25 protein-coding genes are annotated in these 26,037 nt (G+C 61.2%); 10 read left to right on the forward strand and 15 right to left on the reverse strand.

The window, feature by feature from the left end; translation table 11 throughout:
- The first annotated feature begins 59 nt into the window (after positions 1 to 59).
- The 3 genes from ubiE (at position 60) to HW556_RS06780 (ending at position 2,169) form a co-directional block, all read left to right on the forward strand.
- Positions 60 to 788 carry a bifunctional demethylmenaquinone methyltransferase/2-methoxy-6-polyprenyl-1,4-benzoquinol methylase UbiE gene (gene ubiE, locus HW556_RS06770; RefSeq protein WP_176899212.1) on the forward strand — a complete coding sequence of 243 codons (729 nt, stop codon included), beginning with the start codon at positions 60 to 62 and terminating at the stop codon, positions 786 to 788.
- A complete protein-coding gene (gene porT / locus HW556_RS06775; protein ID WP_176899215.1) occupies positions 737 to 1,564 on the forward strand; it encodes a type IX secretion/gliding motility protein PorT/SprT in 828 nt (275 codons plus the stop codon). The genes ubiE and porT overlap by 52 nt, the downstream gene beginning before the upstream one ends.
- A 194-nt stretch (positions 1,565 to 1,758) precedes the next feature.
- Positions 1,759 to 2,169, forward strand: a complete 411-nt coding sequence (locus HW556_RS06780) for an SDR family NAD(P)-dependent oxidoreductase (protein ID WP_394354131.1) — start codon at positions 1,759 to 1,761, stop codon at positions 2,167 to 2,169.
- A gap of 36 nt (positions 2,170 to 2,205) precedes the next feature.
- Here HW556_RS06780 and HW556_RS06785 read toward each other — a convergent pair whose 3' ends face one another.
- Together HW556_RS06785 and cdd are read right to left on the reverse strand one after the other, a co-directional pair.
- Complete coding sequence (locus HW556_RS06785; RefSeq protein WP_176899217.1) at positions 2,206 to 2,850, reverse strand: alpha/beta hydrolase; 645 nt, start codon at positions 2,848 to 2,850, stop codon at positions 2,206 to 2,208.
- Positions 2,851 to 2,990: 140 nt separating this feature from the next.
- Positions 2,991 to 3,485, reverse strand: a complete 495-nt coding sequence (gene cdd / locus HW556_RS06790; protein WP_176899219.1) for a cytidine deaminase — start codon at positions 3,483 to 3,485, stop codon at positions 2,991 to 2,993.
- 162 nt (positions 3,486 to 3,647) lie between these two features.
- On the opposite strand from cdd, the gene HW556_RS06795 reads away from it, so the two are divergent.
- The 3 genes from HW556_RS06795 to HW556_RS06805 are packed head-to-tail and all read left to right on the forward strand — an operon-like array spanning position 3,648 to position 6,768.
- On the forward strand, positions 3,648 to 5,012 hold the full coding sequence (locus HW556_RS06795) for a saccharopine dehydrogenase family protein (protein WP_176899221.1): 1,365 nt from the start codon (positions 3,648 to 3,650) through the stop codon (positions 5,010 to 5,012).
- A 48-nt stretch (positions 5,013 to 5,060) separates the two neighbouring features.
- Positions 5,061 to 6,008: a hypothetical protein gene (locus tag HW556_RS06800; RefSeq protein ID WP_176899223.1), complete on the forward strand. Its 948-nt coding sequence runs from the start codon at positions 5,061 to 5,063 to the stop codon at positions 6,006 to 6,008.
- Between the two features lie 58 nt (positions 6,009 to 6,066).
- Positions 6,067 to 6,768, forward strand: a complete 702-nt coding sequence (locus HW556_RS06805) for an ATP-binding cassette domain-containing protein (protein WP_176899225.1) — start codon at positions 6,067 to 6,069, stop codon at positions 6,766 to 6,768.
- 47 nt (positions 6,769 to 6,815) lie between these two features.
- Here the strand turns inward: HW556_RS06805 and HW556_RS06810 are convergent, their stop codons facing one another.
- The 8 genes from HW556_RS06810 to HW556_RS06845 form a co-directional block, all read right to left on the reverse strand.
- Entirely contained in the window at positions 6,816 to 7,538 is a 723-nt protein-coding gene (locus tag HW556_RS06810; protein ID WP_176899227.1) for a tRNA1(Val) (adenine(37)-N6)-methyltransferase, read from the reverse strand.
- Between the two features lie 18 nt (positions 7,539 to 7,556).
- Complete coding sequence (locus HW556_RS06815; protein ID WP_176899229.1) at positions 7,557 to 8,645, reverse strand: acyltransferase family protein; 1,089 nt, start codon at positions 8,643 to 8,645, stop codon at positions 7,557 to 7,559.
- Positions 8,642 to 9,109, reverse strand: coding sequence for a ribonuclease HI (gene rnhA / locus HW556_RS06820; protein WP_176899230.1), 468 nt, complete (start codon positions 9,107 to 9,109; stop codon positions 8,642 to 8,644). Before rnhA ends, HW556_RS06815 begins: the two co-directional genes overlap by 4 nt.
- A gap of 225 nt (positions 9,110 to 9,334) precedes the next feature.
- Entirely contained in the window at positions 9,335 to 11,125 is a 1,791-nt protein-coding gene (locus HW556_RS06825) for a chloride channel protein (protein WP_176899232.1), read from the reverse strand.
- Between the two features lie 90 nt (positions 11,126 to 11,215).
- Positions 11,216 to 12,040 carry a mechanosensitive ion channel family protein gene (locus HW556_RS06830; RefSeq protein WP_176899234.1) on the reverse strand — a complete coding sequence of 275 codons (825 nt, stop codon included), beginning with the start codon at positions 12,038 to 12,040 and terminating at the stop codon, positions 11,216 to 11,218.
- Between the two features lie 131 nt (positions 12,041 to 12,171).
- Positions 12,172 to 12,600 carry a hypothetical protein gene (locus HW556_RS06835; RefSeq protein ID WP_176899236.1) on the reverse strand — a complete coding sequence of 143 codons (429 nt, stop codon included), beginning with the start codon at positions 12,598 to 12,600 and terminating at the stop codon, positions 12,172 to 12,174.
- Entirely contained in the window at positions 12,573 to 12,893 is a 321-nt protein-coding gene (locus tag HW556_RS06840; protein ID WP_176899238.1) for a hypothetical protein, read from the reverse strand. The genes HW556_RS06835 and HW556_RS06840 overlap by 28 nt, the downstream gene beginning before the upstream one ends.
- A 116-nt stretch (positions 12,894 to 13,009) precedes the next feature.
- Positions 13,010 to 13,444, reverse strand: a complete 435-nt coding sequence (locus HW556_RS06845; RefSeq protein ID WP_176899240.1) for a nucleoside deaminase — start codon at positions 13,442 to 13,444, stop codon at positions 13,010 to 13,012.
- A gap of 203 nt (positions 13,445 to 13,647) precedes the next feature.
- Here HW556_RS06845 and HW556_RS06850 point away from each other — a divergent pair, with 203 nt between their 5' ends.
- Complete coding sequence (locus HW556_RS06850; RefSeq protein WP_176899242.1) at positions 13,648 to 14,406, forward strand: energy transducer TonB; 759 nt, start codon at positions 13,648 to 13,650, stop codon at positions 14,404 to 14,406.
- Here the strand turns inward: HW556_RS06850 and HW556_RS06855 are convergent.
- Positions 14,382 to 17,447, reverse strand: coding sequence for a PD-(D/E)XK nuclease family protein (locus tag HW556_RS06855; RefSeq protein ID WP_176899244.1), 3,066 nt, complete (start codon positions 17,445 to 17,447; stop codon positions 14,382 to 14,384). The two genes, HW556_RS06850 and HW556_RS06855, sit on opposite strands and share 25 nt — an antisense overlap.
- A gap of 267 nt (positions 17,448 to 17,714) precedes the next feature.
- On the opposite strand from HW556_RS06855, the gene HW556_RS06860 reads away from it, so the two are divergent.
- Positions 17,715 to 18,395 (forward strand): hypothetical protein, encoded by a 681-nt coding sequence (locus tag HW556_RS06860; RefSeq protein WP_176899246.1) that lies wholly within the window; start codon positions 17,715 to 17,717, stop codon positions 18,393 to 18,395.
- A gap of 20 nt (positions 18,396 to 18,415) precedes the next feature.
- On the opposite strand, the gene HW556_RS06865 is transcribed toward HW556_RS06860, so the two are convergent.
- From HW556_RS06865 to HW556_RS06875, 3 genes are all read right to left on the reverse strand, one after another.
- Positions 18,416 to 19,654 carry a TCR/Tet family MFS transporter gene (locus tag HW556_RS06865; protein WP_176899248.1) on the reverse strand — a complete coding sequence of 413 codons (1,239 nt, stop codon included), beginning with the start codon at positions 19,652 to 19,654 and terminating at the stop codon, positions 18,416 to 18,418.
- A gap of 156 nt (positions 19,655 to 19,810) precedes the next feature.
- Entirely contained in the window at positions 19,811 to 23,287 is a 3,477-nt protein-coding gene (locus HW556_RS06870; RefSeq protein WP_176899250.1) for a UvrD-helicase domain-containing protein, read from the reverse strand.
- An 8-nt stretch (positions 23,288 to 23,295) separates the two neighbouring features.
- Positions 23,296 to 23,964 carry a hypothetical protein gene (locus HW556_RS06875; protein WP_176899252.1) on the reverse strand — a complete coding sequence of 223 codons (669 nt, stop codon included), beginning with the start codon at positions 23,962 to 23,964 and terminating at the stop codon, positions 23,296 to 23,298.
- A 75-nt stretch (positions 23,965 to 24,039) separates the two neighbouring features.
- Here HW556_RS06875 and HW556_RS06880 point away from each other — a divergent pair, with 75 nt between their 5' ends.
- Entirely contained in the window at positions 24,040 to 24,885 is an 846-nt protein-coding gene (locus HW556_RS06880) for an NADPH-dependent F420 reductase (protein WP_394354132.1), read from the forward strand.
- 87 nt (positions 24,886 to 24,972) lie between these two features.
- On the opposite strand, the gene HW556_RS06885 is transcribed toward HW556_RS06880, so the two are convergent.
- Positions 24,973 to 25,452 (reverse strand): acyl-CoA thioesterase, encoded by a 480-nt coding sequence (locus HW556_RS06885; protein WP_176899256.1) that lies wholly within the window; start codon positions 25,450 to 25,452, stop codon positions 24,973 to 24,975.
- A gap of 275 nt (positions 25,453 to 25,727) precedes the next feature.
- On the opposite strand from HW556_RS06885, the gene HW556_RS06890 reads away from it, so the two are divergent.
- Positions 25,728 to 25,919: a cold-shock protein gene (locus HW556_RS06890; RefSeq protein ID WP_019947277.1), complete on the forward strand. Its 192-nt coding sequence runs from the start codon at positions 25,728 to 25,730 to the stop codon at positions 25,917 to 25,919.
- The last annotated feature ends 118 nt before the right edge of the window (positions 25,920 to 26,037 follow it).

Raw genomic sequence — 26,037 nt, forward strand, 5'->3', positions numbered from 1 at the left:
AAAGCCGTTGTAATGAGGCAATTTTGCCCGCCCTTCTGCCGTTCCTTGCTCCAAGAGCCATGTCTGTAGTACCTTATAAAGATGACGCCGCCGACAAAAAGTCGCAGGTTGCCCAGATGTTCAACAGCATTGCTGGCAAATACGACTTTCTCAACCACTTTCTGAGTGCGGGTACCGATATTTATTGGCGCCGCAAGGCCGTTGATGAGTTGAAGCAGCTGCGCCCGGCCCGTATCCTCGATATTGCCACTGGCACGGCCGATTTCGCCATCGAAACGCTGCGCGCCGCTACTCCCGATGCTCAGATAACGGGTGTGGATATTTCGGAAGGGATGCTGGATGTGGGCCGTCGTAAGCTAGCTTCCAAGGGCTTGGGTCACCGCATCCAGCTGGAGCTGGGCGATTCGGAGAACCTGCCCTACGAAGACAACTCGTTTGATGCGGTAACCGCCTCGTTTGGGGTGCGCAACTTCGCCAACCTAGAGCGCGGCCTGACCGAAATGCGTCGGGTGCTGCGGCCGGGCGGCAAGCTGGTGGTACTGGAGTTTTCCAAGCCCACGGCTTTCCCCATGAAGCAGGCCTACAACTTTTACTTCAAGAATATTCTGCCGGTTTTCGGCAAGCTGATTTCCAAAGACCGCGCCGCCTATACCTACCTGCCCGAGTCGGTGCAGGCCTTCCCGGACGGCCCGGATTTTCTGGCAATTCTGCGCAAAGTCGGTTTCAACTCTCCCGTATGGCAACCCCTTACCTTCGGCATCAGCTCCATCTATACAGCGCAAAAGTAGTGCGCTACACGCTGTTGGCGGCGGCTGTGCTTGCCCTGCCACTAAGTGTAGCGGCCCAGAAAACGAACCGCAGCCGGGCTAGTATCGGCCGCAATGGCCAAGTAAAGTCGGTTACGACCGATAACCTGCTGGGCTACGACGACCGGCCGCTGCACCTGGGCCTATACGTGGCACCTAACTTCTCGCGCTACCTGATCGAGCAGGCCCCCGGGTACCCTGAACAGGAAAAGGTATCGGCCAACTCGATCATCAGCCCTGGCTTTTCGGTAGGCTTCCTGGGCGAACTGCGGCTGGGCGAATACGGGGCGCTTACTTTCGCGCCCGGTGTAAGCTTTCTGACGCGCCGCATAGAGTTCAAGGATCAGGGTTACGTGCAGGATGTCACGCGCTACCCTAACGACCCGAAGGAAATCGAGGACCAGGAAATTGGTAGCACGCAGGTTGATTTCCCGCTACTGTTCAAGCTGAAGTCGCAGCGGCGACGCAACACGCGCGTGTATCTGGTGGCGGGCGTAAAGCCAAGTCTGAACATGGGAGGGCGTCGCAAAGACCCAGAGGTAAACCTATTGCAGGCGGCCGATTCCGACTTCGCCATCGAGTACGGTGTGGGCCTCGACCTGTTCTACCCGTTCTTCAAATTCTCGCCCGAGCTACGCTTTTCCAACGGCCTGAAAAACCTCTACGTGCCTAGTACCAACGATGTGTACAGTCGCAGTCTGCAGAGCATGAAAAGCAACACCGTTACGCTCTACCTCAATATTTGGTCAGGTCGTTAGGTAGTTGATACAAATGAGAACGTCATGCTGAGCTTGCCGAAGCATCTCTACCGCTTCGTCTTTACAGGTTAACGAAGCGGTAGAGATATTTCGGCAAGCTCAGCATGACGTTCTTGATTGTGTGATAAGCTTATGTACAGATCATATCTCTGGCTTCCGAATCCTTCCACTGTTCCCTCCAAGCTTCCTTCAGAATGAAAACGGCATTTATTACCGGCGCTTCGTCGGGTATTGGGCGGGCGACGGCAGTGGCACTGGGACGCGCTGGCTTTAAGCTGGTGCTGACAGGCCGGCGGCTGGAACGGCTGCAGGAGCTGGCCCGCGAGCTGGCCGATGTACCCACCCACCTGCTCACGTTCGATGTGCGCGACCGGGCCGCCGTGGAGGCTGCCGTGGCCAGCCTGCCCGCCGAATTTGCCGATGTGGATGTGCTCATCAACAACGCCGGCAATGCCCACGGTCTGGCCCCCATTCAGCAGGGCGACCCCGCCGACTGGGATGCCATGCTCGACGGCAACGTGAAGGGGCTGCTGTATGTGAGCCGCGCCGTGCTACCAGCCATGACGCGCCGCAACGCAGGTTTGCAAGCGAGGAGGACGTGTTGATTGATTCCGGTTCCCTGCTGCGTCGAAAATGCGGCTTTACACTGCCAGCTGCAGTAACGTATCCCGGTCGAGGGTGTGCGTACCGGCAAAGCGAATCAACGTTGGTTCAACGCCCAACCGGCGCAGAAAATCCTGCTGGTTCTGCAAGTCCTCATCCCTGATGAACTCATCCTCGGTGCCGCATACAAGCGTTACGCGCAAGCCCTGCAGCAGGCGGGTGGCTACCGAAAAATCCATGTCGGGTGGGAAGGCGCCGGCCCAGAGGATGAGCCGGGTCGGCCGGAACGTAGCGCGGGCCAGCCAGCGGCTAACGGTGGCGGCGCCCTGCGAGAAGCCCAGCACCGTGACGCCCGCATCGTACGCGGCGCGGGGCAGAATACTGGCCGCCAGTTGATTGAGGTACGCTACATAATCGTCTATTTCAGCTAGCCGGTTCTCCTTGGTCATCCAGGTGGCCCCTATCCGGCCGCCGGTGCCGTTGAGGTAAAAGCGCGACAGGCCTTCGGGCGCGATAACGACCAGGTGCGGGTCAGCGGCCACCAAGTGAGCGAAGTGGCGCACAAAGTAGGCCGCCAGCTGTCCGTAGCCATGCGCTACAAACCACACCCGCCGCGTAGTCGCCGACAACTCGCCCAACTGCTGATAGCGGGCCGTGCGTGCAACCGTAAGCGAGTGTTCCATAAAACAGTAAGGTAGCGAAACGGTGAGTTGATGCTCGGGCCGCCTGATGACGCATTTGTTATAGTCGCACTCGGGCTGCAAATAACACCGTCAGCGCCTTTGCGACCATCATTTTGCCTGAAAATCAGCCGGCCAATTTCCTATTTCAACTTCGGCAGGTCGTCGGCGCTGAAACCGAAGGGAAGCAGGGCGGAGAGGGAGGGGAAGCGGTAGATACTGCCATCGGGGCCGGGCAGCAACAACGGAATGGGCTGCTCCTGGCGTTGCTCGTACTCGGCCATTACCTGCCGGCAGGCCCCGCAGGGGTTGGCCGGCCCAAAGTCACCACCAGTGGGGCGGGCAGCTACCGCCATGCCCACAATACGGCGTTGAGGCTGCGAAACGGCCAATCCGAACAGTGCCGTGCGCTCGGCGCACAGGCCCGAAGGATAGGCAGCGTTTTCCTGGTTGGAACCCCCGAATACAGTACCGTCATCGAGCAGCAGCGCCGCGCCTACCTGGAAGTGGGAGTAAGGCGAGTGAGACGTGGCAGTGGCAGCCTGGGCGGCCTGCCAGGTAGCTGTTTCAGCGGGCGTCAGATCGGCTTCGGAAGCCAGTATGTCGGCCGTAATAGTCAGGGTGAGGGTGTCGGCCATGCGGGGCAAAGGAGCGGGTACCGCAAGCGGCCCCGGGAAAGTGAAAAGGGGCGACGAATGTACGGTTTTTTGCGAGAAAGGCAGAAAAAGGAAGTAGTGAGTGTTTACAAACTCACTCAGTGCCTGTTTTCCTATCTTGCCGCCCCACCCACCTATGCACTTATGTCGCGTATTCTACTGCTGGGAGCCGGCCGTTCGGCTTCCTCGCTTATCAACTATCTGCTACACCACGCTCCTGCCGAAGGCTGGCAGCTGACCGTGGCCGACGTGCAGCCGGCGCACTTGGCACCGGTGCTGGCCGCGCACTCGGAATATGCCCAAGCCGTGCCGTTTGATGTGCATGATGAAAGCCGACTGGAGAAGCTCGTGGCTGAAGCCGACGTGGTGGTGTCGATGCTGCCGGCGTTGTTCCATGCCCCGGTGGCGCGGGCCTGCGTGCGGCACGGGCGGCACCTGGCTACGGCCAGCTACGTAAGCGACGAAATCCGGGCACTGGGGCCGGCGGCTGAAGCGGCGGGCGTTACGCTGCTCATGGAGTGCGGCCTCGACCCCGGCCTCGACCACATGTCGGCGATGCGTGTGCTGGCCGACATCCGGGCGCAGGGCGGCCGGGTTACCTCGTTCAAATCGTATTGTGGCGGGCTGCTGGCCCCCGAGGCCGAGGCAGGCAACCCCTGGCGCTACAAGTTTACCTGGAACCCGCGCAACGTGGTGCTGGCAGGGCAGGGTACGGCCAAATACCTGGAGCAGTGCCGGCTGCGCTTCATTCCGTATCAGCAGCTTTTCGCGCGCCTCGAAACGGTAACTGTGCCCGGCTTCGGCGAGTTTGAGGGCTACGCCAACCGCGACTCGCTCAGCTACCGTGCTCCTTATGCGCTGGACCATGTGCACACCATGCTGCGCGGCACGTTGCGCCGGCCGGGCTACTGCGCCGCCTGGCAGCAGCTGGTGCGTCTGGGCCTCACCGACGACAACGTGCAGCTGGGCAACCCCGCCAGCCTTACCTGGGCCGAGCTAGTAGCCGCCTACCTGCCATTGCCCACCACTGCCGGCCAGCCGCTTCCCGCCCGCGTGGCAGCGCACCTGGGCCTGGCACCCGATTCGGTGGAAATGCAACAGCTAAGCTGGCTGGGGCTGTTTGATGATATACCGGTAGGCCAGGCCGATGCCACGCCGGCCCAGCTGCTCGAAAAGCTGCTCACCAAAAAGTGGGCACTGGCACCTACTGACCACGATATGATTGTGATGCAGCATCAGTTCGAATACGAGCTGAACGGGCAGCTACATGGCCGCAATTCGTCGGTAGTGGTGCTGGGCGACGATGCCACCCACACGGCCATGGCAAAAACTGTGGGCCTGCCGCTGGGCATGGCCGTGCGGCGGCTGGCTACCGGGCAACTGCGGCAACGGGGCATGGTCATCCCAACCTTGCCGGAACTCTACGAGCCAATTCTGGACGAGCTGGCCGCGGAGTATGGTATTGCTTTCGTGGAAGAGGAGCTGGGGATACTGGCTGCAGCGCAATAAGCGGCTGAAGGGCGAGTTATACCATCCTGACAGGCCAACCGACCCACTATGCAACACTACCTGCGCCTCCGGGCCCGGCTGCTGGGCCGACAGCTGCGCGAGCTAGGCTGGTGGCGGCTTTTGGTGCTGGGGGCGCTACTGGGGCTGGCGACGGCCCGGGCGCTGGTTACAGCCGCCACTCATCCCACGCTTGTTTGGGCCGTGCCGCCGGTAGTGGTCCTGTTCGTGCTTAGCCTGCACCGCCGCCGTGCCGATTTGCCTTTTCTGCACATGGCCGCACCCGAGTTTCGGGGCTGGCTGGCCGTCGAATATGCGTTGGGTAGCTTGCCAGTGGCGGTGGTGCTGCTGGGCTGGGGGCGTCTGGGTCCGGCTTTATTGACGGTGATGGGTGCGTCAATGGTGGCGCTGGTACCGGCCGCGGCTACATCAGCCAGCCGGCAACGGTGGCCAACCTGGTTTCGGAGCTTGGCGTTTGAGTGGGTGAGTATAGGCCGCCGGCCGGTTTTGGGACTGGCGTGGCTGGCGCTGCTGGCAGCGGCCATCATCACCCGCGCCAATAGCACCGGTCCGGCGCTGGCTGTGCTGGTTTGGCTGCTGCTCACGCTGGAAACGTACGGGCCGGCCGAGCCCTGGAGCTGGTTGCTGCCCGCCCTGCGCACACCGGGAGTCTGGTTGCGGCAGCGAGTGGGGTGGGGGCTGCTGTACTTCGGCCTCACGGTGGCTCCACTGGCAGCCGTGCTGGCTGTGGGCCCGGCCGGAGCAGGTGGCACGGCACTGGTGTTGGGCTGGTGCGCCATGGTCCTGACGATGGTAGTGCTGGCCAAATACGCGTTCTACCCGCACGCCACGCTGGGCCGCCTCTCGCAGGCCGGAGCCGTAGTAGTGGGCCTGTCGGTGCTGGGTAGTAACCCGGCCTTCTTCGCCCTGCTACTCGCCTGTTTCCTGGGTCTGCTGCTTAAAAGCCCGAACCAACTGGCGCAATACCGCCGCGAGTAGCCAATTCATTATCGAGCCCGACAGACTAAGGAAAGAGACAGTTAACGCGACACGGAATATGTTGTCAATTGAAGGCCTGGGAAAAGACTTTGGGACTCACACGGTGCTGCACCACGTCGATTTGGCCCTGCGGCCGGGGACGCTGCACGGACTGGTCGGGGCCAACGGCGCGGGCAAAACCACGCTGCTACACTGCCTCTACGGCCTGCATGCCGATTACCGCGGCACGGTACGCGAAACCAGCGGGCTGGGCATTTGGAAGTGTACGGGCCTGCTGCCCTACGAACCCTACTTTTACCCGCGCATCACCGGCCGCGAATACGTAGAGTTCTGCCTGCAGGCCCGCGGCCGGCCAGTGCCCAGCCTCGCGGGCTGGAACGAGTTGCTGGAGTTACCCCTCGATCAGTACGCCGAAGATTACTCGGCCGGCATGAAGAAAAAGCTGGCCCTGCTGGCGCTATTGGTGCAAGATTTCCGCTACCTCGTGCTCGACGAGCCCTTCAACGGCCTCGACCTGAGCGCTAACCTGCTGCTGATGGAAGTGCTGCGCCGCCTGCGCCAGCAGGGCACCGGCATCCTGCTGACCTCGCACTTGCTGGGCTCCCTTACCGAACTGTGCGACGAAATTACGGTGCTGGCCGACGGCCGGGTACTGCGCCATTATCCCGCCACCGACTTCGCCCGACTGCCCACCGATTTGCTGGGCCAGCTGCACCAGCAGAAACTGGAAGCACTAACGACACTTTTGCCACTTACCTAAGCAAATCGGGCAACAGTGGTAGCCTAATTCGAAAGGCATGGCAGTTGCTACAGCGCCAGATAGAACGGACTCAGCTGCTCCCGAAACCAGGCCGTATAGGCTTCGGAATCCGGCTCGTGCAGCGGCAGATCCTGCTCCTGCACCGCCATCGGCTGCCGGCTAAATTCCACGATATGGCGCAGCGGCTTGCTGGTGGTGCGGTGTCGAAGCACCAGCTGGGTTGCCGGAAACAGGCCCGTGGCGGTGGCCTCGCGCTCAAAATCCTGCATTTCGGGGGGCGGCAGCAGCACCGTTAGGCGGCCGGTGGGCGTCAGGAAGTCGGCGGCGAAGCGGGCCAGCTCGCCGAAACCCAGCGTGTCGGCGGCGGCATGGCGGGCGGTGGTGCGCCGGGCGTCGGGCGAGCGGAGAGCACGGCGGAAAAAGGGCGGGTTGCAGATGATGTGGTCGAAGGGCCGGGGGCGGGCGGCGGCCAGCTGGGCCAGCGGCTGCGCGTGCAACTGCAACCGCGCCGCCCAAGGGCTGGCCGCAAAATTGGTCCCTGCCTGCGCCGCCGCCGCCTCATCCAGCTCCACGGCCTCGATGCTGGCTGTGGGGTTGCGCTGGGCCGCCATGAGGGCCAGCAGGCCGGTGCCGGTGCCAATGTCGAGTATCCGCGCCGCACCTGTTATAGCGGCCACTGCGCCCAGCACGCAGGCGTCGGTACACACCTTCATGGCGCAGTCTCCCTGCTCGATGCGGAACTGCTTGAACTGGAAATAGGAGTTGGGCATAATCACTGAACGCCAGGATTAATTGGCGCGAAGCATGCGGAGCAATGCGTAATGCAAGGGCTTCTCGACCAAATAATGCAGTGCTACCGCGCCAACTATTAATAGTATCAAGAGCGTAAGAACAGGCGGTAGCCAAGGCAAGTCGCGGTGCAGATGGCCTTGAATAAAATCGGAAAATACTCCCAAGTGAATCAAGTAGAAAGCGTAGGAGCTGCGGCCCAATATGCAAGCTGGACGACTGCTTAACAAACGGCTGAGCCTAGTGGGCTGAGTTGCCAGACCGTAAAGCAATAATCCGGTTCCCCAAGGTAGAAGCCAGTTATTGATTGCTACGCCCGCTAAGTGCTGGATACCGGCAGCCACTCCATAGATGTGCGCCACAACGATGAGTAGGCCAGTGCCGAAGACCAACAGAGTCAATCCTATATAAGTGGCATAGGGCAAGCGGCCAGCAGGTAGGCGAGCGAAGGCTGCACCAATCATAAATTCGGCTGCGCGCCCGAAAAACGTGCCTAGCATAGTGAAGTGCACAGTTTCGAGCCACCCCCAGGGCCGTAAAAGATAACTCAACCCTAGTCCCAATACTAAGAGTAATCCCGCCAACGCCCACCACCAAACGACTTTGTACTGATGAGAAAACCAAATCAATAGTGGCAGAAACAGGTAGAAAGATTCCTCCACTGTAAGCGACCAGGCGGCCCCTATGCCCGTAAGTTGATATTGTTCTGAAAACCCCTTAAGCAGCGTAATACTAAATAAGTATTCAGTCCACCACCGTTCCGGTTGGAAAGTCCGCATGGGTTGCCCAAACAAGAAAATAATGGTTGTGAGCAGAAATAATAGCGGATATATACGAGCCAGGCGTCGGCTGAAAAATACCCAACTCCCTGGCCAAGAGGATTGATGGTACTGCCGGAATAACAAAAAGCCGCTGAGCGTGAAAAATAGCGAAACCCCCAGATTTAACTGGCTAGATAGTGCCAGCCAAGGTCCCTGTATCCAGTCTGGCAGCCAAGCCCAAGCCGTGCGATAATGAAACAAGAACACCAGAAAGGCGGCCACTGCCCGAAATCCTGTTAGTGCTGGCAGATATGTGGGAGCTGTCATGGCCGGCGAACTTCTAATGCCTCATAGCCGGCATCAATCAGCAGAGGGCCGCGGGTGGCGCTGCGCACGGCCAGCTGGTCGCACCGCTCGTTTTCGGGGTGGCCGTTGTGGCCCCGCACCCAGCGGAACTGCACTGTGCGCTGCTTGTATATTTTGATGAAGCGCCGCCACAAGTCCTCGTTGGCTTTCTTGCCGAAATCGGCCTTATTGGCCCAACCGAACACCCATTTCTTCTCCACCGAGTCCACCACGTAGCGCGAATCGGTGACGACCATAATGGGCAATTCGGGGCGATTTACGGCTTCCAGGCCCACAATCACGGCCAGCAGCTCCATGCGGTTGTTGGTGGTCAGGCGGAAACCCTCGCTGAGCTCCTTCTCGTGGGCGCCAAAGCGCAGCAGGGCGCCGTAGCCGCCCGGCCCGGGGTTGCCCCGCGATGAGCCATCGGTAAACAGGTAAATCAAGTTTTGAAGCTGTTAGCTAGTAGCTGCTGGCCTTTGTGCGCGAAGCAACACGCTTAATCAATGCCAGACAGCGGTAAAAGGCCGCAAGGTACAACGGACGCCTCTTGGACACCCAAAGCGAGGCCGCTTTTTGGGTGTCCATATTCCTGACAGAAAAAGCTGCTGCCGCTTTGGGAGAAAGGGCCTGATAGTCAGAATGAAGCCGTTCGATTAAAGCGCAACAGTTCAGTCGCCGCTGTCTTTCAGTAGCTGGCGGCGGTAGTTGGCCAGGATGGTGGATTTGAGCAGGAAGCCCAAGTAACGGTCGTCGGCATCGAGTACGGGCAGGGCCCAGGCATCGAGCTGCTCCATGCAGCGCAGCGTGTCGAGCAACGTGTCATCGGGGCGCACGATGGCCAGCGGCTCATCCATCAGGTCGCGTACGCGGGTGGTGGTGTAGTGGGCGTCGTCGAAGAGGGAATGGCGAACAGCATCGAGGCTGACCACCCCCAGCAGCCGGCCCCCGTCATCGTAATCGACGACCGGAAACAAGTTGCGCGACGTGTTGCGGAAAGTATGCACCAGCTCGCCCAGCGTATCGTCGGGCCGTACCGGCTGGAAATCGGTTTGCAGCAGGCTCGTTACGTCGAGCAGCGCCAGCAGGCCCCGGTCGCGGTCATGGTTTACGTACACGCCCTTTTGCGCCAGCTTGCGGGTGTACACCGAGTACGGCTCGAAGTAGCGCGTAATCAGGTAGGAGCCCGAGGTAACGAGCATCAAAGGCACAAACAGAGCGTAGCCGCCGGTTATTTCGGCAATCAGGAAGATGGCCGTGAGCGGGGCGTGCACCACCCCGGCCAGAGTGCCGGCCATGCCCAGTACAATAAAGTGTACCTCCGAAATCGGGTACAGACCGCTTAAGTTGATGAGGCGCGCAAAGATGAAGCCGCACAGTGCCCCGGCAAACAGCGACGAGCCGAACATGCCGCCATTGCCGCCCGAACCGATGGTAATGGTGGTGGCTACCACTTTCAGCAGCATACTGCCTGCGGCCACCAGCAGCACCAGCCAGGCGCTCTGGTCTTTGAAAACGTCGAAGAGCGAGCCATTGACGAGCTGCTCGGAGTGGCCCCCCAGCAACTGCTGCACGCTGTTGTACCCTTCGCCATAAAGGGGCGGAAATAAGAAAACCAGCCCCCCCAGCGCCAGTCCGCCGAACACCACCTTCCAGAAAATACCGGGGTAGTGGCTGAACTGCCGGTCGGCCCAGAAATATACCCGAATCATATAGACCGAAAGCAGGGCCGTAAACAACGCCAGCATCAGGTACAGCGGCACGGCATCGACGGGCCAGCTGGTGGTGATGAGCACGAAGGGCTGGCCCGCGTACAGGGCTTTCGACACCACGGTGGCGGTGGCCGAGGAGATGAGCAGCGGCACGAAATACGCCGCCGATAACTCGGAGAGCAGCACCTCGACAGCGAACAGCACCCCCGCGATGGGCGAGTTGAAGATGGCCGCAATGCCGCCCGCCGCTCCGCAGGCCGTGAGCAGGCGCCGCTGCCGCCGCTCGATACGCAGCACCCGCGAAGTGTTGGAGCCAATAGCGGCCCCGGTAACCGAAATGGGGGCCTCCAGACCCGCCGAACCACCGAATGAAACCGTGAGAAACGACGACACGAGCTGCGAATACAGCTTGCTGCGCGGCACAATGCTGCCCTGGCGGGCCACGTTGTATATCACCGGCCCGATGCCCCGCCCCAGGTCGCCGCCCAGAAAATAGCGCGTGAACAACACCGTGAGGGCAATGCCGATAATAGGATACAGGGAGCTGCTGAATACCTGATACTGCAGCGGCACCCAGGCATTCAGCAGCCCTTGCGTGTCGTGTACCAGGGTTTTAAGCACTACCGCCGCCAGCCCTGCCAGCACACCAATCAGAATACTAACCAGAATCAGGTAGGCCCGGTCGCTGATGTGGCGTACGCGCCACATGAGCAGCGGCAGCAACAGCCGATGGATGGAGTTCTGAGACATAGGCAGCGAGGGCAGCAAAAAGGCCCGGCAGGCAGGAAACTGCAACCTAACGAAAAGTGCGCTCGGTTCGCCTATTCTTCCCCAAGTATGTTAGCCCGCCAGCGCCGGCACGCTGAAGCCAGCGCCCACAAGCTCCTGTTTCACCTGCTGCATCAGGTGGCCTTTGAGCTGCAGCACGCCCCGGCGGTAGTCGTTCGAGTCGCCCCAGAAATACACCCGCAGGTCGACGGTAGTGGCGGACGCTTTTTCCAGGTTCACATAGGGCGATTTGGTGCCGGCCTGTACCTCGGGCACGGTTTGCAGGTAGTCGAGAATGACACCCGTGACCACGGCGGGCGTATCGGCAGGGTCCAGCTCCACGGTCAGCAAAAAGTCCATGCGCAGGTCGCCGTCGCGCGTGTAGTTGGTAAGGGGCTCCTTAAGCACCATGGAGTTGGGCATGAAAATATGCTTGCCATCGAAGGTGCGAATGAGGGTGGTGCGCAGGTTGAGGGCTACCACATGGCCCACCAAATCCTTTATCTGTACCGTATCATCAATATGAAACGGCCGGTTGAAGGCCAGAATGACGCCGGCCAGGAAGTTCTCGGCAATATCCTTGAAGGCGAAGCCCACGATGAAGGCCGACACGCCCGCCGCACCCAGCAGGCTGCCCACTACGCCCGTGAAACCCAGCACGTTGAGGGCCACCAGCAGCGCAATCAGGCTTAGCACCCACTTGCTTATTTGGGTCAGGAAATCGGCCAGCAGCGGGTCAGCCGAGCGGCGGTGCAGGCGGCGGCTGAGCAGCGCGCTGAGCCGGCCGGCAACGAAGAGGCCAATGGTCAGCAGTACCAGGGCAATCAGCAGCTTGGGTAGTACAAACAGAAACTGCTCCCAGTAAGTAAGCAGTACGTGGTGGAAGTCGGTGGTCATTTGGAAGAAGCTGTGAGACGGAAGCCAAAAACAGGGACGAGCCGGTGATGGCCAAGGGCAACGCAAGGCCCCGTCGGCGAGGTGCCGGCGGGGCCTGAATACGGACTATACGGGCAAGCGGGCCGCCAGGATTAGTCGGCCGGTTCAGCCGGCTGGTTCAGCCAGAGCCCAAATATCAGCCCGCCCAGCGCATAGGCCAGCACGTCGCGCCAGTCGGCGGTGGCGCGGATATCTAGGCGGGGCAGCAGCCACTCAAACCACAGGCTGAACACCAGCCAAGTGCCAAATATCCAGGACGTAGGCAGCACAAAGGACGGCCGCCGGAAATAGTAGCGGCGCAATAGCCATAGCTCCAGCGTGAGCAACAGCGGCAGGGCCAGCGCATCGGCGAGGTGGGCGCGCAGCAGGGCCGGCGGGAGGGGCCAGCCGGCTACCAGCGGGCTGCCGGTTTTGTACAGGATTAGTACCAGATAGATACCTACACCGCCCACAAACAACGGGTGGCGCAGCTCAGCCGGTAGCCGGCGGCCACTCATCCGGCCGCCACCGTCACCAGCCATACGAAGAAGGCCATTAGGGCTCCGAAAGCCAGTTGCCCGCCCCGGATAATGTACTTGAAAAACTTGATGACCGGGTTGTCATCGGGCTTGATTTCGATGAGCATCAGGCGGTCGGAGAGGGGAGCATCGGCCTGCTGCTGACGGTGCTCATCGGCGGCGGCGCGGTGCGGCTCCAGTTCCTGTCCGCAGTGCTGGCAGCGGTCGGTGGGGCGCTGCTGCCACTCGGTCCAGAGGCCGCAGTGCGGGCACTTTTTGGTGGCGGCAAAAGGAGTGGTAGGGTCAGGCGTGGCCATGTTGCTGTAGAATATGCTTGATGTGCTGAATAGAGCCGGCAGGTAAGCCTGCCAGCTTCTACTTACGCACGTTTTGGCGTTTCGTCACATCTTGCCCCGTTTCCCCGCCCCAACTGCTACAGTTCCATAATGTCCTCGTTCCAGAGCTCGGGCTCTTCCTCAATGAAGCTTTCCATCATCTTCACGCACTCGTCGAGGTCGAGGATTTCCACCTCCACGCCGTGGCTTTCGAGGAAGGCCTTGGACTCGCCGAAGGTGCGGGCCTCGCCCACAATTACCTTCGGAATTTTGAACTGCACAATGGTGCCGGCGCACATAAAGCAGGGCATCAGGGTGGTGTAGAGCACCGTGTCGCGGTAGGTGCGCTGGCGGCCAGCGTTCATCAGGGCATCCATTTCGCCGTGCTTAATGGCGTTGCCCTCCTGCACGCGCTTGTTGCGCCCGCGGCTCACGAGCTTGCCGTCGCGCACGAGCACCGAGCCAATCGGAATACCGCCTTCCTGGCGGCCCTGGCGCGCCTCATCAATGGCGGCCTGCATGAATTCGTCCATTTTTAAAGAAGCTAGGAGTTAGAAGGGGAAAGATAAAGCGGGAATCATGAACTGATGACGATATGTCTGGTCGGATGAGGCGTTTTCGAGGGTGCTGCGTCGCGGCCGGGGGACGCTACTTGGCTGGCCGGTTGGCAGGACTCCCGGAAAATTCGCTTATTTTTCCACTCCTCTTACTCACCTAACTCCATCTCTTTTCCACTATGCCTCACCGCTACTTCCTGCTACTCCTGATGCTGCTCGCCGCCAGCCCAACGCTACTACTCGCCCAAAAGAAAGACCGTAAAGCCAAAACTCCGGACGCAGCGGACGCCGCACTAGCTGCTTTTTTTGAAAGAGGCACGCTGACCGACGGCCGACCCACTGGTATCTGGGAGTATTATGACGATAAAGGCGAGCTGACGCTGCGCATGAACTATGATTCGAGCCGCATTGCCTACAGCCGCCCCGATACGGCCCGCTACCTGCTGTATTTGAACGACGACTGGCAACTAGCGCGCCCCAGCCGCGCTCCGCACTACATGGGCAGCCGCGCCAAGCGCACGGCCGATATTGGTAAGAGCATTCGGTATCCGGTAGCCGCGCTGCAACAGGGTCAGCAGGGCGAGGTAGTCATTTCTTACGTCGTGAATGAACAAGGCAAAACCCAGGATTACCAAGTGGTAACCACGCCTTCCAAAGAATGCACCGAGGCCGTGTGGACGGTGCTCAAACAGCAGCCCGACCGCTGGATTCCGGCCGTTTACCAGGGCCGGCCGACGCGTGCCCAGTTCCTGCTACGGGTGACTTTTGCTATGGTGAATCAGCAAGACGTCGCTGCCTACCAGGCTCGCGTGCTACAGCAGGATGCGCAGCCCCCCTACATCGACCAGGTTCGCGTAGTAGCCTACGGCGTGGAGCGTACAACTCAGTCACGGTCTGCCCCCACCCGTCCGGGTCAGCGCGCGCAAATGCCCCGGTAGGCGCAGTACTGGCACTTATCGAGGTCGTCAGTTTTACGAATGGGCTCGGCTGGGTCGAGGATGCGGCGCACCAGCTGGCCCAGCAGCTCCTCGCTGTGGCGCCCGAAATCCTGGCCCTCAGCCGTCAGAAAGCCCATGTCGGCCGACATGGGGCCAGCGGCCAGGTTGCGGAGCGAGATGATGGCCGCGTCGGCGGCGGGACGGCCCTGCTGGGCCAGCAGGAAGCGGTAGAGCCAAAGCTGGCGCACCTTGTCGGCCGAGGGGGTAGCATCGGTGAGCAGGCGCTCCACGGCCGCGGCCGGCGCTTCGTTGCGCTTCAGTAACTGCAGGTGCGACTTCTCCACGAGGCCCGATTTGTAATCCACCACCCGCAGGTCGCCGTTGGGCAGCTGGTCTACGCGGTCGGCGAGGCCGAACAGGTTTACGCGCAGCTTCTCGCCGCCCTCCAGGGCCACGTACACGGTGGCCTGCAGGGGCTCTTCGAGGCTCTGGATGCGCAGGGGCAGGGCGTCTTCCGAGTCGAGCAGGCTTTCGAGGTAACGGCGCACCAGCTGCTTGGCCACCTGGCCCAGCACGTGGTTGAGGCCCTCATCGGCGCGGGCGTGGCGGCCGGCTACCTCCTTGCGCAGGGCCTTGGCTACCATAATCGGGGCCAGGGCCAGCAAGCCCGGAATATCGGCCGCCGTCAGGGCCGGGGCGCCGGGCGTCTGCTGCTGCGAGAAGGGCATCAGCAGCTCCTCCAGTGCCTCGTGCACGGCCGTGCCGAAGCCGTCGGGCCCGAGGGCTTCCTCCACCTCCTCGTTCTCACGGAAGCGGGCAATCCGCTGGAAATAGAACTGCAGCGAGCAGCCCAGGTACTGGTTTAGGGCCGTGGGCGAGAGACCTTTCTGCAGCAGTTCGCGCAGCGCCAGCAGCATCCCGGCGTCTTTTTCGAGGGTGAGGTCAGTGGCTTCTTTTGAACTGTTAGCTAGTAGTTGCTGACTGTCAGCTTCGTTCAACGAGAAGCTGTCAGCTAACAGCTCTAAGCTATCAACTGAAGAAGTAACGGTCAAATCCAGCAGCTCCATCCGGGGGTTCTGCAGGGCCAGGTCGTTTTCCAGCTGCAGCAGGAAACGGCTTCGCTCGCCGGTTCGGGTACCCTCGGCGCCGGGCAGGATATGTAGCAAATCGACCTGACTGGCGCGCTGCAGTAGGCGCCAGAACTGGTGGGCGGTGGCCGCCTCGTGGTCGGCGTAGGTGGGCAGGCCGAAGGTGGTGAGCACATCGTACGGAAATAGGGAACTGTGGCGCTTGGGGGCCGGCAGCACGTTCTCGTTGCAGCTCAGGATGATGACGTGGTCGAAGTCGAGGGCGCGGGTTTCGAGCAGGCCCATCACCTGCACATCGGCAATCGGCTCGCCGCTGAAAGGCAGGCGGGTGTTGCGCATCTGCTCGTACAGAAACCGCCGGAACGAGCGCACCGACAGCCGCTGCTCCCGGCAGTCGAACACCGAGTGCAGGCGCTTGATGAGCGTGTAGAACAGGTACAGGTACTCGGCCTCGATGGCGGAATGCTGGTCCTGGTAGGCCTTTTTGAGCAGGTCGATGAGCGTGTTACAGGCCGCAATGATGTCGTCGCAGTTGTTCCAGGTGGCAAACAGGGCCGTGAGCAGCGGGTGGCCCTGGCCCAGCTCGACCAGCTCCTCGGCCGGTAGCAGCACCGCGTGGCGCTGCACAATGGCGCGGCACACCTTGTCCAGCATACCCTGCTGGTCCTCGGGTGTGTCGGGCTGCTTGTCGAGCCAGCTTTGGTAGCGGCGCAGAAACGGGTGCTGCAGCAGCTTGCTGACGGCCAAATGGTGGTAGCGGGGCACGCCGTAGCCCGTTTCCTGCGAGCCTTCGCGCACGCCGGTCAGGTGCACTTCAAACAGCAGATCCACGAGGTTGAACAGAGGCGTGCTCTGGAAATTGAGGCCCATGGTAACGTTGTACTCGGGCACCTCGCGCGGGGGCAAGCCATGAAGCACGGGCAGCAGCAGTGTTTCGTCGGGTAGCACCACGGCTACTTTGGCCGTGGGGTTGGCCTGGCGGGCGGCGGCCAGCAACTGGCCGGCCAGCTTGCCCTGCATCGAGGAGTTGGCCACTCCCACCATGCGCACGGTGCGCGGCAGCTGGCGCAGCAACTCGGCCGGCCCACCGAAGTTTTCCCAGGGCAAATCGAGCCGCTCCTGGTACTGGCGCAGGTGCTGGCCGGCGCGGTTGGGCGAGCCGGGTTCGAGGTAGAACGCGTCGCCATCGAAGAGCACATCGGCGAGGCGGGCCTTGCGCAGGTGGCGTATAAGTCGCTCCTCCGCCTTCGACAGGAAGCCCAGGCCCACGAACACGTGCCGGGGCAGGGTTTCGCCGGCCTCCAGCTGCTCGCGCACCCGGCGCTGGGCCAGCCGGTAGGCCAGGCCGGGGTAGGCCAGTCGGTCGCGGCGCATCCGTTTTTTCAGGCGCAGGTACACCTTGTCGAGGTCGTCCCAGAAGCGGAAATAGGCCGTGGTTGAGCTCGGAAGCTGGTATTCGGCGCCCAAATCCCAGCGCTCCAAGGCCTTGGCCTGGCTCAGGTACTCGAACACCTTGCGGGGCGAGGCCAGGTTCTGGTCGAGGCTCGAAAAATCCTGCAGCAGCAGCGCCGACCACCCCACAAACTGGTCGAAATTGAGCTGCGGGTCGATGTCCTGCAGAATCTCAAACAGCAGCAGCTGCAAGGCAATCGGCTCCTCGACGCGCACGCCGGCCAGCTCCACCATGTAGTCTTCCATCGAAGCCACCCGCGGGCTCCATACCGCCTGACCGGCCTCGGCGGCCAGACTCAGCTCGTTCTGCAGGTACACCACCGCCCGCCGTGTGGGCACCACCAGTACCAGCTCCGACAGCTCGCCGCCGGGCCCGCCGTACTGGGCCACCAACTCGCGGGCTACCCGGGTCAGGAAGGGCGTGGCGTCGGGCAAAGTGGCAGTGGGCGGCAGCGTGGGGGCAGCGGCGAAAAGGGGCAGGTCGGGGAGGGAAGTGGGCATGCGCGGCGGGTCAGGAAATCTACTTAAAGGTACAGTGCCTTTCGCTCAGAAACCGGCTTCTGTTCGCAGAAAAACCTAAGTTGCGGAGTGGGTTGCGGAGAACGACGTAGGGGCGGGGCTTGTCCCCGCCCGCCATTACACAGTAGCGTTGAACGGCGGATAAAGGCCGCAATGCCTCGTTTCAGCGGCGGGCGGGGGGCAAGCCCCGCCCCTACATCGCCCTCCACAACTTGATTTACTAAAGACTACTCTGATTCGCCCAACCGTATGCCGTTCACTGTTCAAAAAACCATTACTCCGCCGCCCGTTTTCCCCGGAACTACTACTTGGGAGTACGTGAAGGCCGCGCCGCTGTTGGTGGGCGGAGTGGCGGCAGCAGTGCTGATGGGAATCGTTGTACTGCCCATCTTGCTGGTGCTGGGGACGCGGGAGAAATTAGCACAGCTAATTCGAAACGGCCGGCAACGGCTGGGCTACCCATCGCTGCCCGTGCCGCCGCCAGAGGTAGAGGAGCCCGCGGTGCTGTTTCGTAACGGCCAGCTGGAACTGATTGGTATTTATCAGGAGCGAGAAGAGGTAGGAGCGGAGCTGCTGGACTTGTTTAATAAGTGGGAGGAGTTGGCTTCTCAAGAACAATACTACCCCAGCCTATACCTTCTGCAAACCATCCCCGAAATACCCGGTCTGCATGGGCAAATCGTGAGCGACTTATGCCGTGAGTGGTCCGACGGACTTTTCCTGCAACTGGTGGAACCTCATCCGGAGCAGGAGCCCGCCGGAACCACCTGGCTGATGTATCTGGAACTGGCTACTCTGCGCTGGCACCGGGTAGTTGAAACGAATGACTATTACTTGCACCCCGAAGCGTCAGAGCCGGAGCATGGGGCGTTCGATGGCTTGAACCCGGCGGGAGAAAAGCTGGAGTTGCGGGTGCAAACGGACGCTTAGTAGCCGAAATCCCACAGCACTTACTCATTCACCGGCACCACGTAGCTGGCCAGCGAGCGGGCGGCCAGGGCTACGCTGATGAGGGTGAGCACGGCCGCCAGAATGAAGGGTGCGCCAGGGAAATATACCGGGGCCGCGGGGCGGGTGAAGTAGGAGAACAGGCTCGTCATGAGTACCGGACCCACGATGGAGGTGAGGCTCATCAGGCTGGTGAGGGCGCCTTGCAGCTCGCCCTGCTCGTTGGCCGGCACCTGGCCCGAAATGATGCCCTGCAACGCCGGGCCGGCAATGCCGCCCAGGCAGTAAGGTACCAGAAACGCGAACATCATCCAGCTCTTACTGGCAAACGCGAACAGTACGAAGCCCAGCGCATACAGCAGCAACCCCAAGTACACCGACCGTTTGGGGCCCAGTACCGGGTTGATGCGCCGGATGAGCCCGCCCTGCACAACGGCCACCAGCAGCCCGATGGCGGCCAGCGAGTAGCCCACCCACTTTTCGCTCCAGCTGAATTTCTCCATCACGTAGTACGTCCAGGTGCTTTGGGTGGCGTGGGCGGCTACGTAGAGGAAGAGCAGGGAGGCCACCAGCCCCAGAATAACGGGGTAGCGCCCCAGCATCCGGAGGCTGCCGATGGGGTTGGCCCGCTTCCAGGCAAACATCCGCCGCCGCTCAATGGGCAACGATTCGGGTAGCACGAAGTAGCCGTACACCACGTTGAGCAGCGTGAGGGCGGCGGCGGCCAGAAACGGCAGTTGGTGGCTGTATTCGCCCAGCACCCCGCCCAGCAACGGCCCCAGAATGAAGCCCAGCCCAAACGCAGCCCCAATCAACCCGAAGTTCTGGGCCCGCTTTTCGGGCGTCGAAACGTCGGCAATGTAGGCGGAGGCCGTTGTGACGCTGGCCCCGGTGATGCCCGCAATGGCCCGGCCCACAAACAGCCAGGCCAGGGTGGGGGCGAAGGCCAGAAACAGGTAATCGATGCCGAAACCCAATAGCGAAAACAGCAGCACCGGCCGCCGACCAAACTGGTCGGAGAGGTTGCCCAGCACCGGCGAAAACAGGAACTGCATGGCCGCGTAGGCAAACACCAGCCAGCCGCCCACCTGCGCCGCCTCGCTCACGGTGCCCCCGGTCAGGTGCTGAATCAGCTTCGGAATTACGGGAATGATGATGCCGATGCCCGTTACATCCAGCAGCAGCGTGATAAAGATAAACGTGAGGGCCGAGCGGGGCGCGGGCGTAACGGTGGGTTCCATGAAAGCGGCAAAACGGGCAGGCCGCAAAGGTAGGCGGTTCCAAGCCGGCTTACAGCCGCCAAATCAGGCATAGCGAACTGGGGGTGGAACAGAACTAGGAGGAATGTCATTCTTCGCTGCGCTCTGAATGACGTTCCCTTTGACTCATTCGCAGAACTACGCCTCCCACTCCACCACTTCCCGGGTATCAAAGTAATATAGCACGCAGCGCACCTGCTCGTAGCCTAACTGCCGGAATAGGGCCGCGTACTGCTGCAGCGGCACCCGGTGCCGGAACTCGGTGGGCGGCAGCTTGAAATCGAGCAGCGTTACACTCCGGCCTAAGCCGTCGGGCGTGGTTTCGAATACGATGCGGTCGGGCTTGTAGTCCTGCTTGCGGGTGCCGCCCACCAGAATTTCGCGTTCGGCCTCGGCCACCACCTGGTCGCTGAAGTAATGGGCCAGCCGCGCATCGTCGGTTACCTCGCGCAGCTTGGCCAGCAGCGTGGGGCGCTCCTGTAGGCTGATAAGACCCTCGGCCGCGAGCTGAGATGCCACTCGCTCCACGTCGGCGGCCTGCCGTACGCGGCGCAGGGCGTAGTGCAGACGGCGGTTCCACTCGCGTTGCTCCTGCTGCTCATCAAAATCGAATACGGTGTTGGCGTGCCGCCGCAGCCGCAGCCGCTGCTCCCAGGGCGTGCTGGTGAGGTTGGTGAGCAGAAGCTGGTTGCTGGCTGGCATTTGCTGGCTCGTTGCTTTTTTGGCCGGGGAGTTATCAGCCAACAACTCCGAGCTAACAGCTTCACTCAACGTGTACGCAATTTGCTCGTCGTCCCAGTGGCCGGTGCTTACCAGGTAGCGGTGCAGCAGCTCGGCCACGGTGGCGGCGGGCTTGTCGGAGCTGGTTTCACCGTCGTCGTTCTTGCTGCTGGCTTTGGTGGGTTTGGGCTTTTTGGTGATGACATAGAGGCGGTGCTTCGGGCGAGTAAAGGCCACGTAGAGCATGTTTAAGCCCTCCAGAAACGTCTTTTCCAGCTCCTCGGTGTACTGCGCGGCCAGGGGTGTGAGCAGCAGGTCCTGCTTCTGGCTGAGCACGGCCACGCCGGGCATATCGGCCACCGGCCGGTCGGCCACGTTGGGTAGCCGCCCCCATAGCAGCGTGCCCATAAACGGCCGCAGGCTCCAATCAGCAAATGGCACAATCACCACGCCGTAGGCGAGGCCCTTAGCCTTGTGCACCGTAGTTATGGTAAGCGCGTCGCGGCCGGCGGGGGCGTTGATGCTCAGGCTGCTCTTCTTCTGGTCCCAGTAAGCCAGGAAGTTGTTGAGGTTGTTGCCGTAGCGCAGGCTATATTCGAGCGTCAGGTCCAGAAACCGGAACAGGTACTCGCGCTCCGCCGCTCGGTCCAGCAGGCCAAACAGGCCCAGCAGCCGTTCCGTCAACTCGTAGAGGCCCAGGTTGCCGGTTTCCTTCTCCTTGAGGTCGTAGCCCAGCGTGCGCAGCTCCTCAAAAAATGGCTCGGCCGCCTTGTCGTTGGCCAGCTCGGCCCAGCGCCGGGCCCGGTCGGGGGTGGGGGCGTGGCCGCGCACCACGCGGTCGACCAGCAGCAGAGCCTCGGCGCGGGCCAGCGTGTCATCAGGCCGATTCAGCACCCGAAACACCGCTACCAGCAGGTTCACCACCTCGGCAAATTCCAACGACAGCGAATCGGCCGAAATAATATCGTAGCCCCGCTCTTTCAGGAATTTGGCGGTGTGGCGGCTGTTGCCGCGGGTGCGGCAGAGCACGGCAATATCCTGCAGCCGGTAGCCGTCGGCCAGTGCCTGCTGTACCAGTTGCAGCGTGAGATAAAGCGTGCTTTCGGCGTAGTCGAGCGTCTGGTACGCCAGAAAGCCGGGCAGCGTGTCGGGCGTGAAGGTGCCGTGGGCCGCGTCGTAGCGGGTAGCGGGCGCGTCGTCGTCGGTAAACAGCAGCTCCACATGGGCCCGCGCCGCCTCCTCACCGGGCGGACTTTGCTGGGTGAAGCCTTCATCGAACAGGCTCTGCACCAGCGGCAGCGCGCCGTGGGTGGCGCTTACGTGGCCGAAAAAGGCGTTGTTGAACTCGATGATGTCGCGCCCCGAGCGATAGTTCACGTTCAGGTTGCGGGCCTCCAGGGCGGGGGTGATGGTCTGGTAGCGGTCGGCCAGGCGCTGGCGGGTTTCGGGGTCGGGCACCCGGTCGTAGAGGTGGCTGGTTTCCTTCTTATAGAGGCGCAGAATCTGCTCCATTTCGCCGCCCCGCCAGCGGTAAATGGCCTGCTTAGCGTCGCCCACAGCCAGATTGAGGTGGCCGCTGCCCAGCGCGTTTTCCACCAGCGGCAGCAGGTTATTCCACTGCAGCACCGAGGTGTCCTGAAACTCGTCAATCAACAGATGCTGGTACCGGTCGCCCATGCGCTCATACAGGAACGGCACCGGCTCGTGCAGCACAATCTGGGCAATGCGGCGGTTGAACTCGGCAATCAGCACCACGTTCCGGTCGCGGCTGAGTTGCTCCACGGCCTTGCTCAGCTCGCTCAGCAAGCTCACCTGAAACACGTAGGGCAGCATGCCGGCCGCCAGCAGGTAGCTGGGCAGCAGGCGCGTCCGTATCTCCTGGAGCCGCTCGAACGTGTGGGCCAGCGCCGGCGCCACGGCCGCTACATCGGCTTCGCGGCCCTGCTTTTTGGCGGCGGCGCTGCCCCATTTATCGGTTTCCAGAGTTTTGAGGGCGGTGGCCGTCGGGAAGCTGGCGTCTTTGGCGGGGGCCTCCAGCCAGCGGTGCCAGTTCTGGAAATGGCCATAGATGCCGTTGGCCCCGCTGGCCAGGTGTTCGGGTTCCAGCCCGGCCTCGGCCAGCGCATCGAGCGCCAGGGCAGCCGTTTGCTGCACCAGCGCCTCAATTTCCTGCTGCCGGGCCCGCAGGCCCTCGTGCAGCCGCCGGTAGTCGGCCAGGCTCAGCACCTGCAGTTGCTGCATAGCCTCGTGCACCGGCTCGCTCAGCAGAAACTGCCCAAACTCGACCAGCTCCTCGGGCAGGTTGTTCCAGCTCTTGCCTTCCTCAGCCTTGTTAAGCGCGAAGTCGGAAATCGTGCGCGAAAGCAAATCGGCGTTCGGGTCGCGGTTCACCCGGTCGAGCACTAGCGCCACCGCACCCTGCAGCACCAGGGAGCTATCCAGCTCTACCTCAAACGTGGCCGGCAGCCCCAGCTCGCGGGTAAAGGCCGTCACGATGCGCTGCACAAACGAGTCGATGGTGCTCACCGCAAAATCGGCGTAGTGGTAGAGGGCCAGTCGGAACGTGGCCGCCGCCCGCTCCCGCAGCACCCGTTCGCGCTCCTCGGCTGTTTCCAGGTGGGCCAGCGGCCCTTCGGCGGCCAGCTCCCGGGCAATATCGGCCAGCAGCGGGTCGTGCTGGCCCTCGGGCAGGCGCGCAAACCGCCGCAACGCCTCCAGAATCCGCTTCTTCATCTCGCCCGCCGCATCGTTGGTGAACGTGATGGCCAGAATCCGCTTGAAGTAACCGGCCTCCTCCGAGCCCAGCGCCAGCTTCAGGTATTCCTTGGTGAGTTGGTAGGTTTTGCCGGAGCCGGCCGAAGACGAGTAGATGCGGAAGGTAGGCTGGGAGGGCATAGAAGGAATTAATAGTTTTCGTCGTGGGCTTTTAGAAGACGGGCTTCTCGAATCAACTCACGTCTCTGCTTTTCAGTTGACCGTTTGTATGTCGCCCTAACCTTGGCAAATCTTTCTATGGATTCCTCGCTCATATTCGCCGCAAGTGTTTTCCGCTCGGTGCTCAGCGTGTCTTGAGCATATTGAGGACTACCTTCATAATCCTGAAGCATACTTTCAACTACTGTGGTGGTTGAACCTATACAACCACACTGTTGCGCGAATTTCGCCGTGTCGCGCCGTTGCTGGAGTAATAATGGTAGTAGATCTGATTCTGATCTTTCCGACAAGGCTTGGAAGGCGTACGCTCGAACTACAGGCGCACGATGCTTAAGCAAAGCAGTTAATTCTGCATCAGTGCATTGCTTGCGGAGCAAATCAAAACGTAAGTATTGCTGAGGCTTAATAGGCGCTCGACCCACCAATTCGCATTTCAGAATGCCTACTCGGGCCATCTGCCTCACTGTTTTTTTGATTGAAGTCTTGGGGCTGACTTGTGTTTGCGCAAATAGCGTGTTGCTTGATAAGCATAAGAGCAATAAAAGAGCTAAGCGAGTAAGCATAGTAAGCTGGTAGGTTTTGCCGGAGCCGGCCGAAGATGAGTAGATGCGGAAGGTGGGCTTGTTGGGCTGCGACATTGGGGAGGGTAGAATAGCCAAGCAAAGGTCGGGTTAATCCCTCTATCGGCATACTGCCTGAGCGGCCCAATTGGGGTGGTCTGGCCGAGAAGGACTGGGCTGCCGGCTGACCTCCACCTGAACAAACCAGCCGGTCGGGCGTTGTTACAACCACGCCGCGCAGTTGCCGCGGCTGTTTCACTTGTTAACAATCCAGCCATGAATATTGGACTTATTGGCGCCGGCCACATTGGCAGCGCCCTTGCCGTGCGGCTCGTCGGCCTCGGCCACTCGGTTCTTATAGCCAACTCCCGCGGCCCCGAAACGCTGACGGATGTAGCTAAAAAAACCGGCGCCACGCCCGCTACGGCTCGCGAAGCCGCCCGTCACGGCGAGGTCATTGTAGTCACCATCCCGCTCAAAAACATTCCCGACTTGGCTCCGGACCTGTTCGAGGGCGTAAGCGCCGACGTGCCCATCATTGACACCAGCAATTACTACCCCATGCTGCGCGACGGCCAGATTCCGGAGTTGCAGAGCGGCTCGCTGACTGAGAGCGAGTGGGTGCAACAGCACTTGGGCCGGCCAGTGGTTAAGGTGTTCAACAACATCTACGCCGACCACCTCGAAAACATGGGCCAGCCCGCCGGTACGCCCGGCCGCATTGCCCTGCCCATAGCCGGCGACGATGCCGCCGCCAAAAAGCAGGTAATGGCGCTGGTGGAGGATTTGGGCTTCGACGCCGTGGACGACGGCACGCTGCACCAGTCGTGGCGGCAGCAGCCCGGTACCCCGGTGTACTGTACCAATTTTCCCGTCGATAAGCTGCGCGAGCATCTGGCCAGCCTCGGTGCCGAGCGCACCGAGGCCCAGCACGCCGAGTTTGCTGCCAACCACGCCGCCCAGGAGCAAGAGATGAAAAATCAGGGTATTCAGCTGTAGCCCCAGGCACTTGCACAGGAACTGGTCCGGTTGCGCTTAGGCGTGGCCGGACCGTTTTTTTTTACTGTGTCCTGAATCAGAATGAGGTTACCCCACCGGCCCCCACAGATAGTCGCGCATCCCGGCCTCAATTCGCATAGGCCGCTTGCTGACGGGGTCCAGCAGTACCCATTGCGTCTCGGCTTCGCAGAGTAGTTTGCTATCGGTGGCCCGCTCGATGCGGACGAACCGCTGGCATTGGGCGCCGCGCACTTCGCCAATCCAGGTGGTGCAGCGCAGCTCGTCGTGCAGCAAGGCCGGGTGGCGGTATTGGATGCGGTGCTCGCGCACCACCCATATATAGGAGTGCCCGGGCGTGCCGGTGGGGTAGGCGGTGTGCCAATGCGCGGTGGCCGTGTCCTGCACCCAGCGCACGTACTGCACATTGTTAGCGTGGTCGAGGTCGTCGATGTCGGCCGGCTGCACTGTTATCGTGTGGGCGAAGCGGAAGGCGGGGGTGGCGGGCGTATCCATGTTTCCAAAGGTACGGGCGGCCGGGCTGTAGCACGAAGCTCCGGCTTTGCGCATGGTTGCCGACGTCCGGGGCCGTTGTAACCGTTCTAAGGATGCGCGAAGCTGGGGTTTCGCGCTATAGTCCGGCCTGCAGATATAATGGCCCCGGCACACTAAAATTTCGCGCCTGTCGTTGCCGAAATCCTCCAGTTCTAAAATATACCTGTATATTTGATGCAGGTTAAGAAAAGGCGGTTTCGTTGCCCAGTTGAGTTCTTCGTAAAAGATAGCCCAATTAAGCTCAGGCAGCTTTTCTTGCTACAAAACATCCATCATCATCAAGAGTACCCATGCAGACAGGAACTGTAAAATTCTTCAACGAGACCAAAGGTTTTGGTTTCATCAAAGTGGACGAGACCGGCGAAGACGTTTTCGTACACGTGACCGAGTGCATCGACGAAATCCGCGACCAGGACAAAGTTGAGTTCGAAATCGCCCAGGGCCGCAAAGGTCCTAACGCTGTTAAAGTAAAGCTCGCCTAAGCGACCTTCTTTTTAGATAGCATAGAAAGCAGGCTCCCTATTAGGGAGCCTGCTTTTTTTGTTAGTGGTCAGGAGAATTGAGCGGACCTGAAGAGGTATCACGCAGAGCCAAGCTTCG

Origin of the sequence: Hymenobacter terrestris, assembly GCF_013377905.1 — a bacterium.
GTDB lineage: Bacteria > Bacteroidota > Bacteroidia > Cytophagales > Hymenobacteraceae > Hymenobacter > Hymenobacter terrestris.

What these genes read in the sequence shown, in the direction of transcription:
- ubiE (WP_176899212.1), top strand. Translation starts at nt 60, where the DNA reads ATGTCTGTAGTACCTTATAAAGATGACGCCGCCGACAAAAAGTCGCAG.
- porT (WP_176899215.1), top strand. Translation starts at nt 737, where the DNA reads ATGGCAACCCCTTACCTTCGGCATCAGCTCCATCTATACAGCGCAAAA.
- HW556_RS06780 (WP_394354131.1), top strand. Translation starts at nt 1,759, where the DNA reads ATGAAAACGGCATTTATTACCGGCGCTTCGTCGGGTATTGGGCGGGCG.
- HW556_RS06785 (WP_176899217.1), bottom strand. Translation starts at nt 2,850, where the DNA reads ATGGAACACTCGCTTACGGTTGCACGCACGGCCCGCTATCAGCAGTTG.
- cdd (WP_176899219.1), bottom strand. Translation starts at nt 3,485, where the DNA reads ATGGCCGACACCCTCACCCTGACTATTACGGCCGACATACTGGCTTCC.
- HW556_RS06795 (WP_176899221.1), top strand. Translation starts at nt 3,648, where the DNA reads ATGTCGCGTATTCTACTGCTGGGAGCCGGCCGTTCGGCTTCCTCGCTT.
- HW556_RS06800 (WP_176899223.1), top strand. Translation starts at nt 5,061, where the DNA reads ATGCAACACTACCTGCGCCTCCGGGCCCGGCTGCTGGGCCGACAGCTG.
- HW556_RS06805 (WP_176899225.1), top strand. Translation starts at nt 6,067, where the DNA reads ATGTTGTCAATTGAAGGCCTGGGAAAAGACTTTGGGACTCACACGGTG.
- HW556_RS06810 (WP_176899227.1), bottom strand. Translation starts at nt 7,538, where the DNA reads ATGCCCAACTCCTATTTCCAGTTCAAGCAGTTCCGCATCGAGCAGGGA.
- HW556_RS06815 (WP_176899229.1), bottom strand. Translation starts at nt 8,645, where the DNA reads ATGACAGCTCCCACATATCTGCCAGCACTAACAGGATTTCGGGCAGTG.
- HW556_RS06825 (WP_176899232.1), bottom strand. Translation starts at nt 11,125, where the DNA reads ATGTCTCAGAACTCCATCCATCGGCTGTTGCTGCCGCTGCTCATGTGG.
- HW556_RS06830 (WP_176899234.1), bottom strand. Translation starts at nt 12,040, where the DNA reads ATGACCACCGACTTCCACCACGTACTGCTTACTTACTGGGAGCAGTTT.
- HW556_RS06835 (WP_176899236.1), bottom strand. Translation starts at nt 12,600, where the DNA reads ATGGCTGGTGACGGTGGCGGCCGGATGAGTGGCCGCCGGCTACCGGCT.
- HW556_RS06840 (WP_176899238.1), bottom strand. Translation starts at nt 12,893, where the DNA reads ATGGCCACGCCTGACCCTACCACTCCTTTTGCCGCCACCAAAAAGTGC.
- HW556_RS06845 (WP_176899240.1), bottom strand. Translation starts at nt 13,444, where the DNA reads ATGGACGAATTCATGCAGGCCGCCATTGATGAGGCGCGCCAGGGCCGC.
- HW556_RS06850 (WP_176899242.1), top strand. Translation starts at nt 13,648, where the DNA reads ATGCCTCACCGCTACTTCCTGCTACTCCTGATGCTGCTCGCCGCCAGC.
- HW556_RS06855 (WP_176899244.1), bottom strand. Translation starts at nt 17,447, where the DNA reads ATGCCCACTTCCCTCCCCGACCTGCCCCTTTTCGCCGCTGCCCCCACG.
- HW556_RS06860 (WP_176899246.1), top strand. Translation starts at nt 17,715, where the DNA reads ATGCCGTTCACTGTTCAAAAAACCATTACTCCGCCGCCCGTTTTCCCC.
- HW556_RS06865 (WP_176899248.1), bottom strand. Translation starts at nt 19,654, where the DNA reads ATGGAACCCACCGTTACGCCCGCGCCCCGCTCGGCCCTCACGTTTATC.
- HW556_RS06870 (WP_176899250.1), bottom strand. Translation starts at nt 23,287, where the DNA reads ATGCCCTCCCAGCCTACCTTCCGCATCTACTCGTCTTCGGCCGGCTCC.
- HW556_RS06875 (WP_176899252.1), bottom strand. Translation starts at nt 23,964, where the DNA reads ATGTCGCAGCCCAACAAGCCCACCTTCCGCATCTACTCATCTTCGGCC.
- HW556_RS06885 (WP_176899256.1), bottom strand. Translation starts at nt 25,452, where the DNA reads ATGCGCAAAGCCGGAGCTTCGTGCTACAGCCCGGCCGCCCGTACCTTT.
- HW556_RS06890 (WP_019947277.1), top strand. Translation starts at nt 25,728, where the DNA reads ATGCAGACAGGAACTGTAAAATTCTTCAACGAGACCAAAGGTTTTGGT.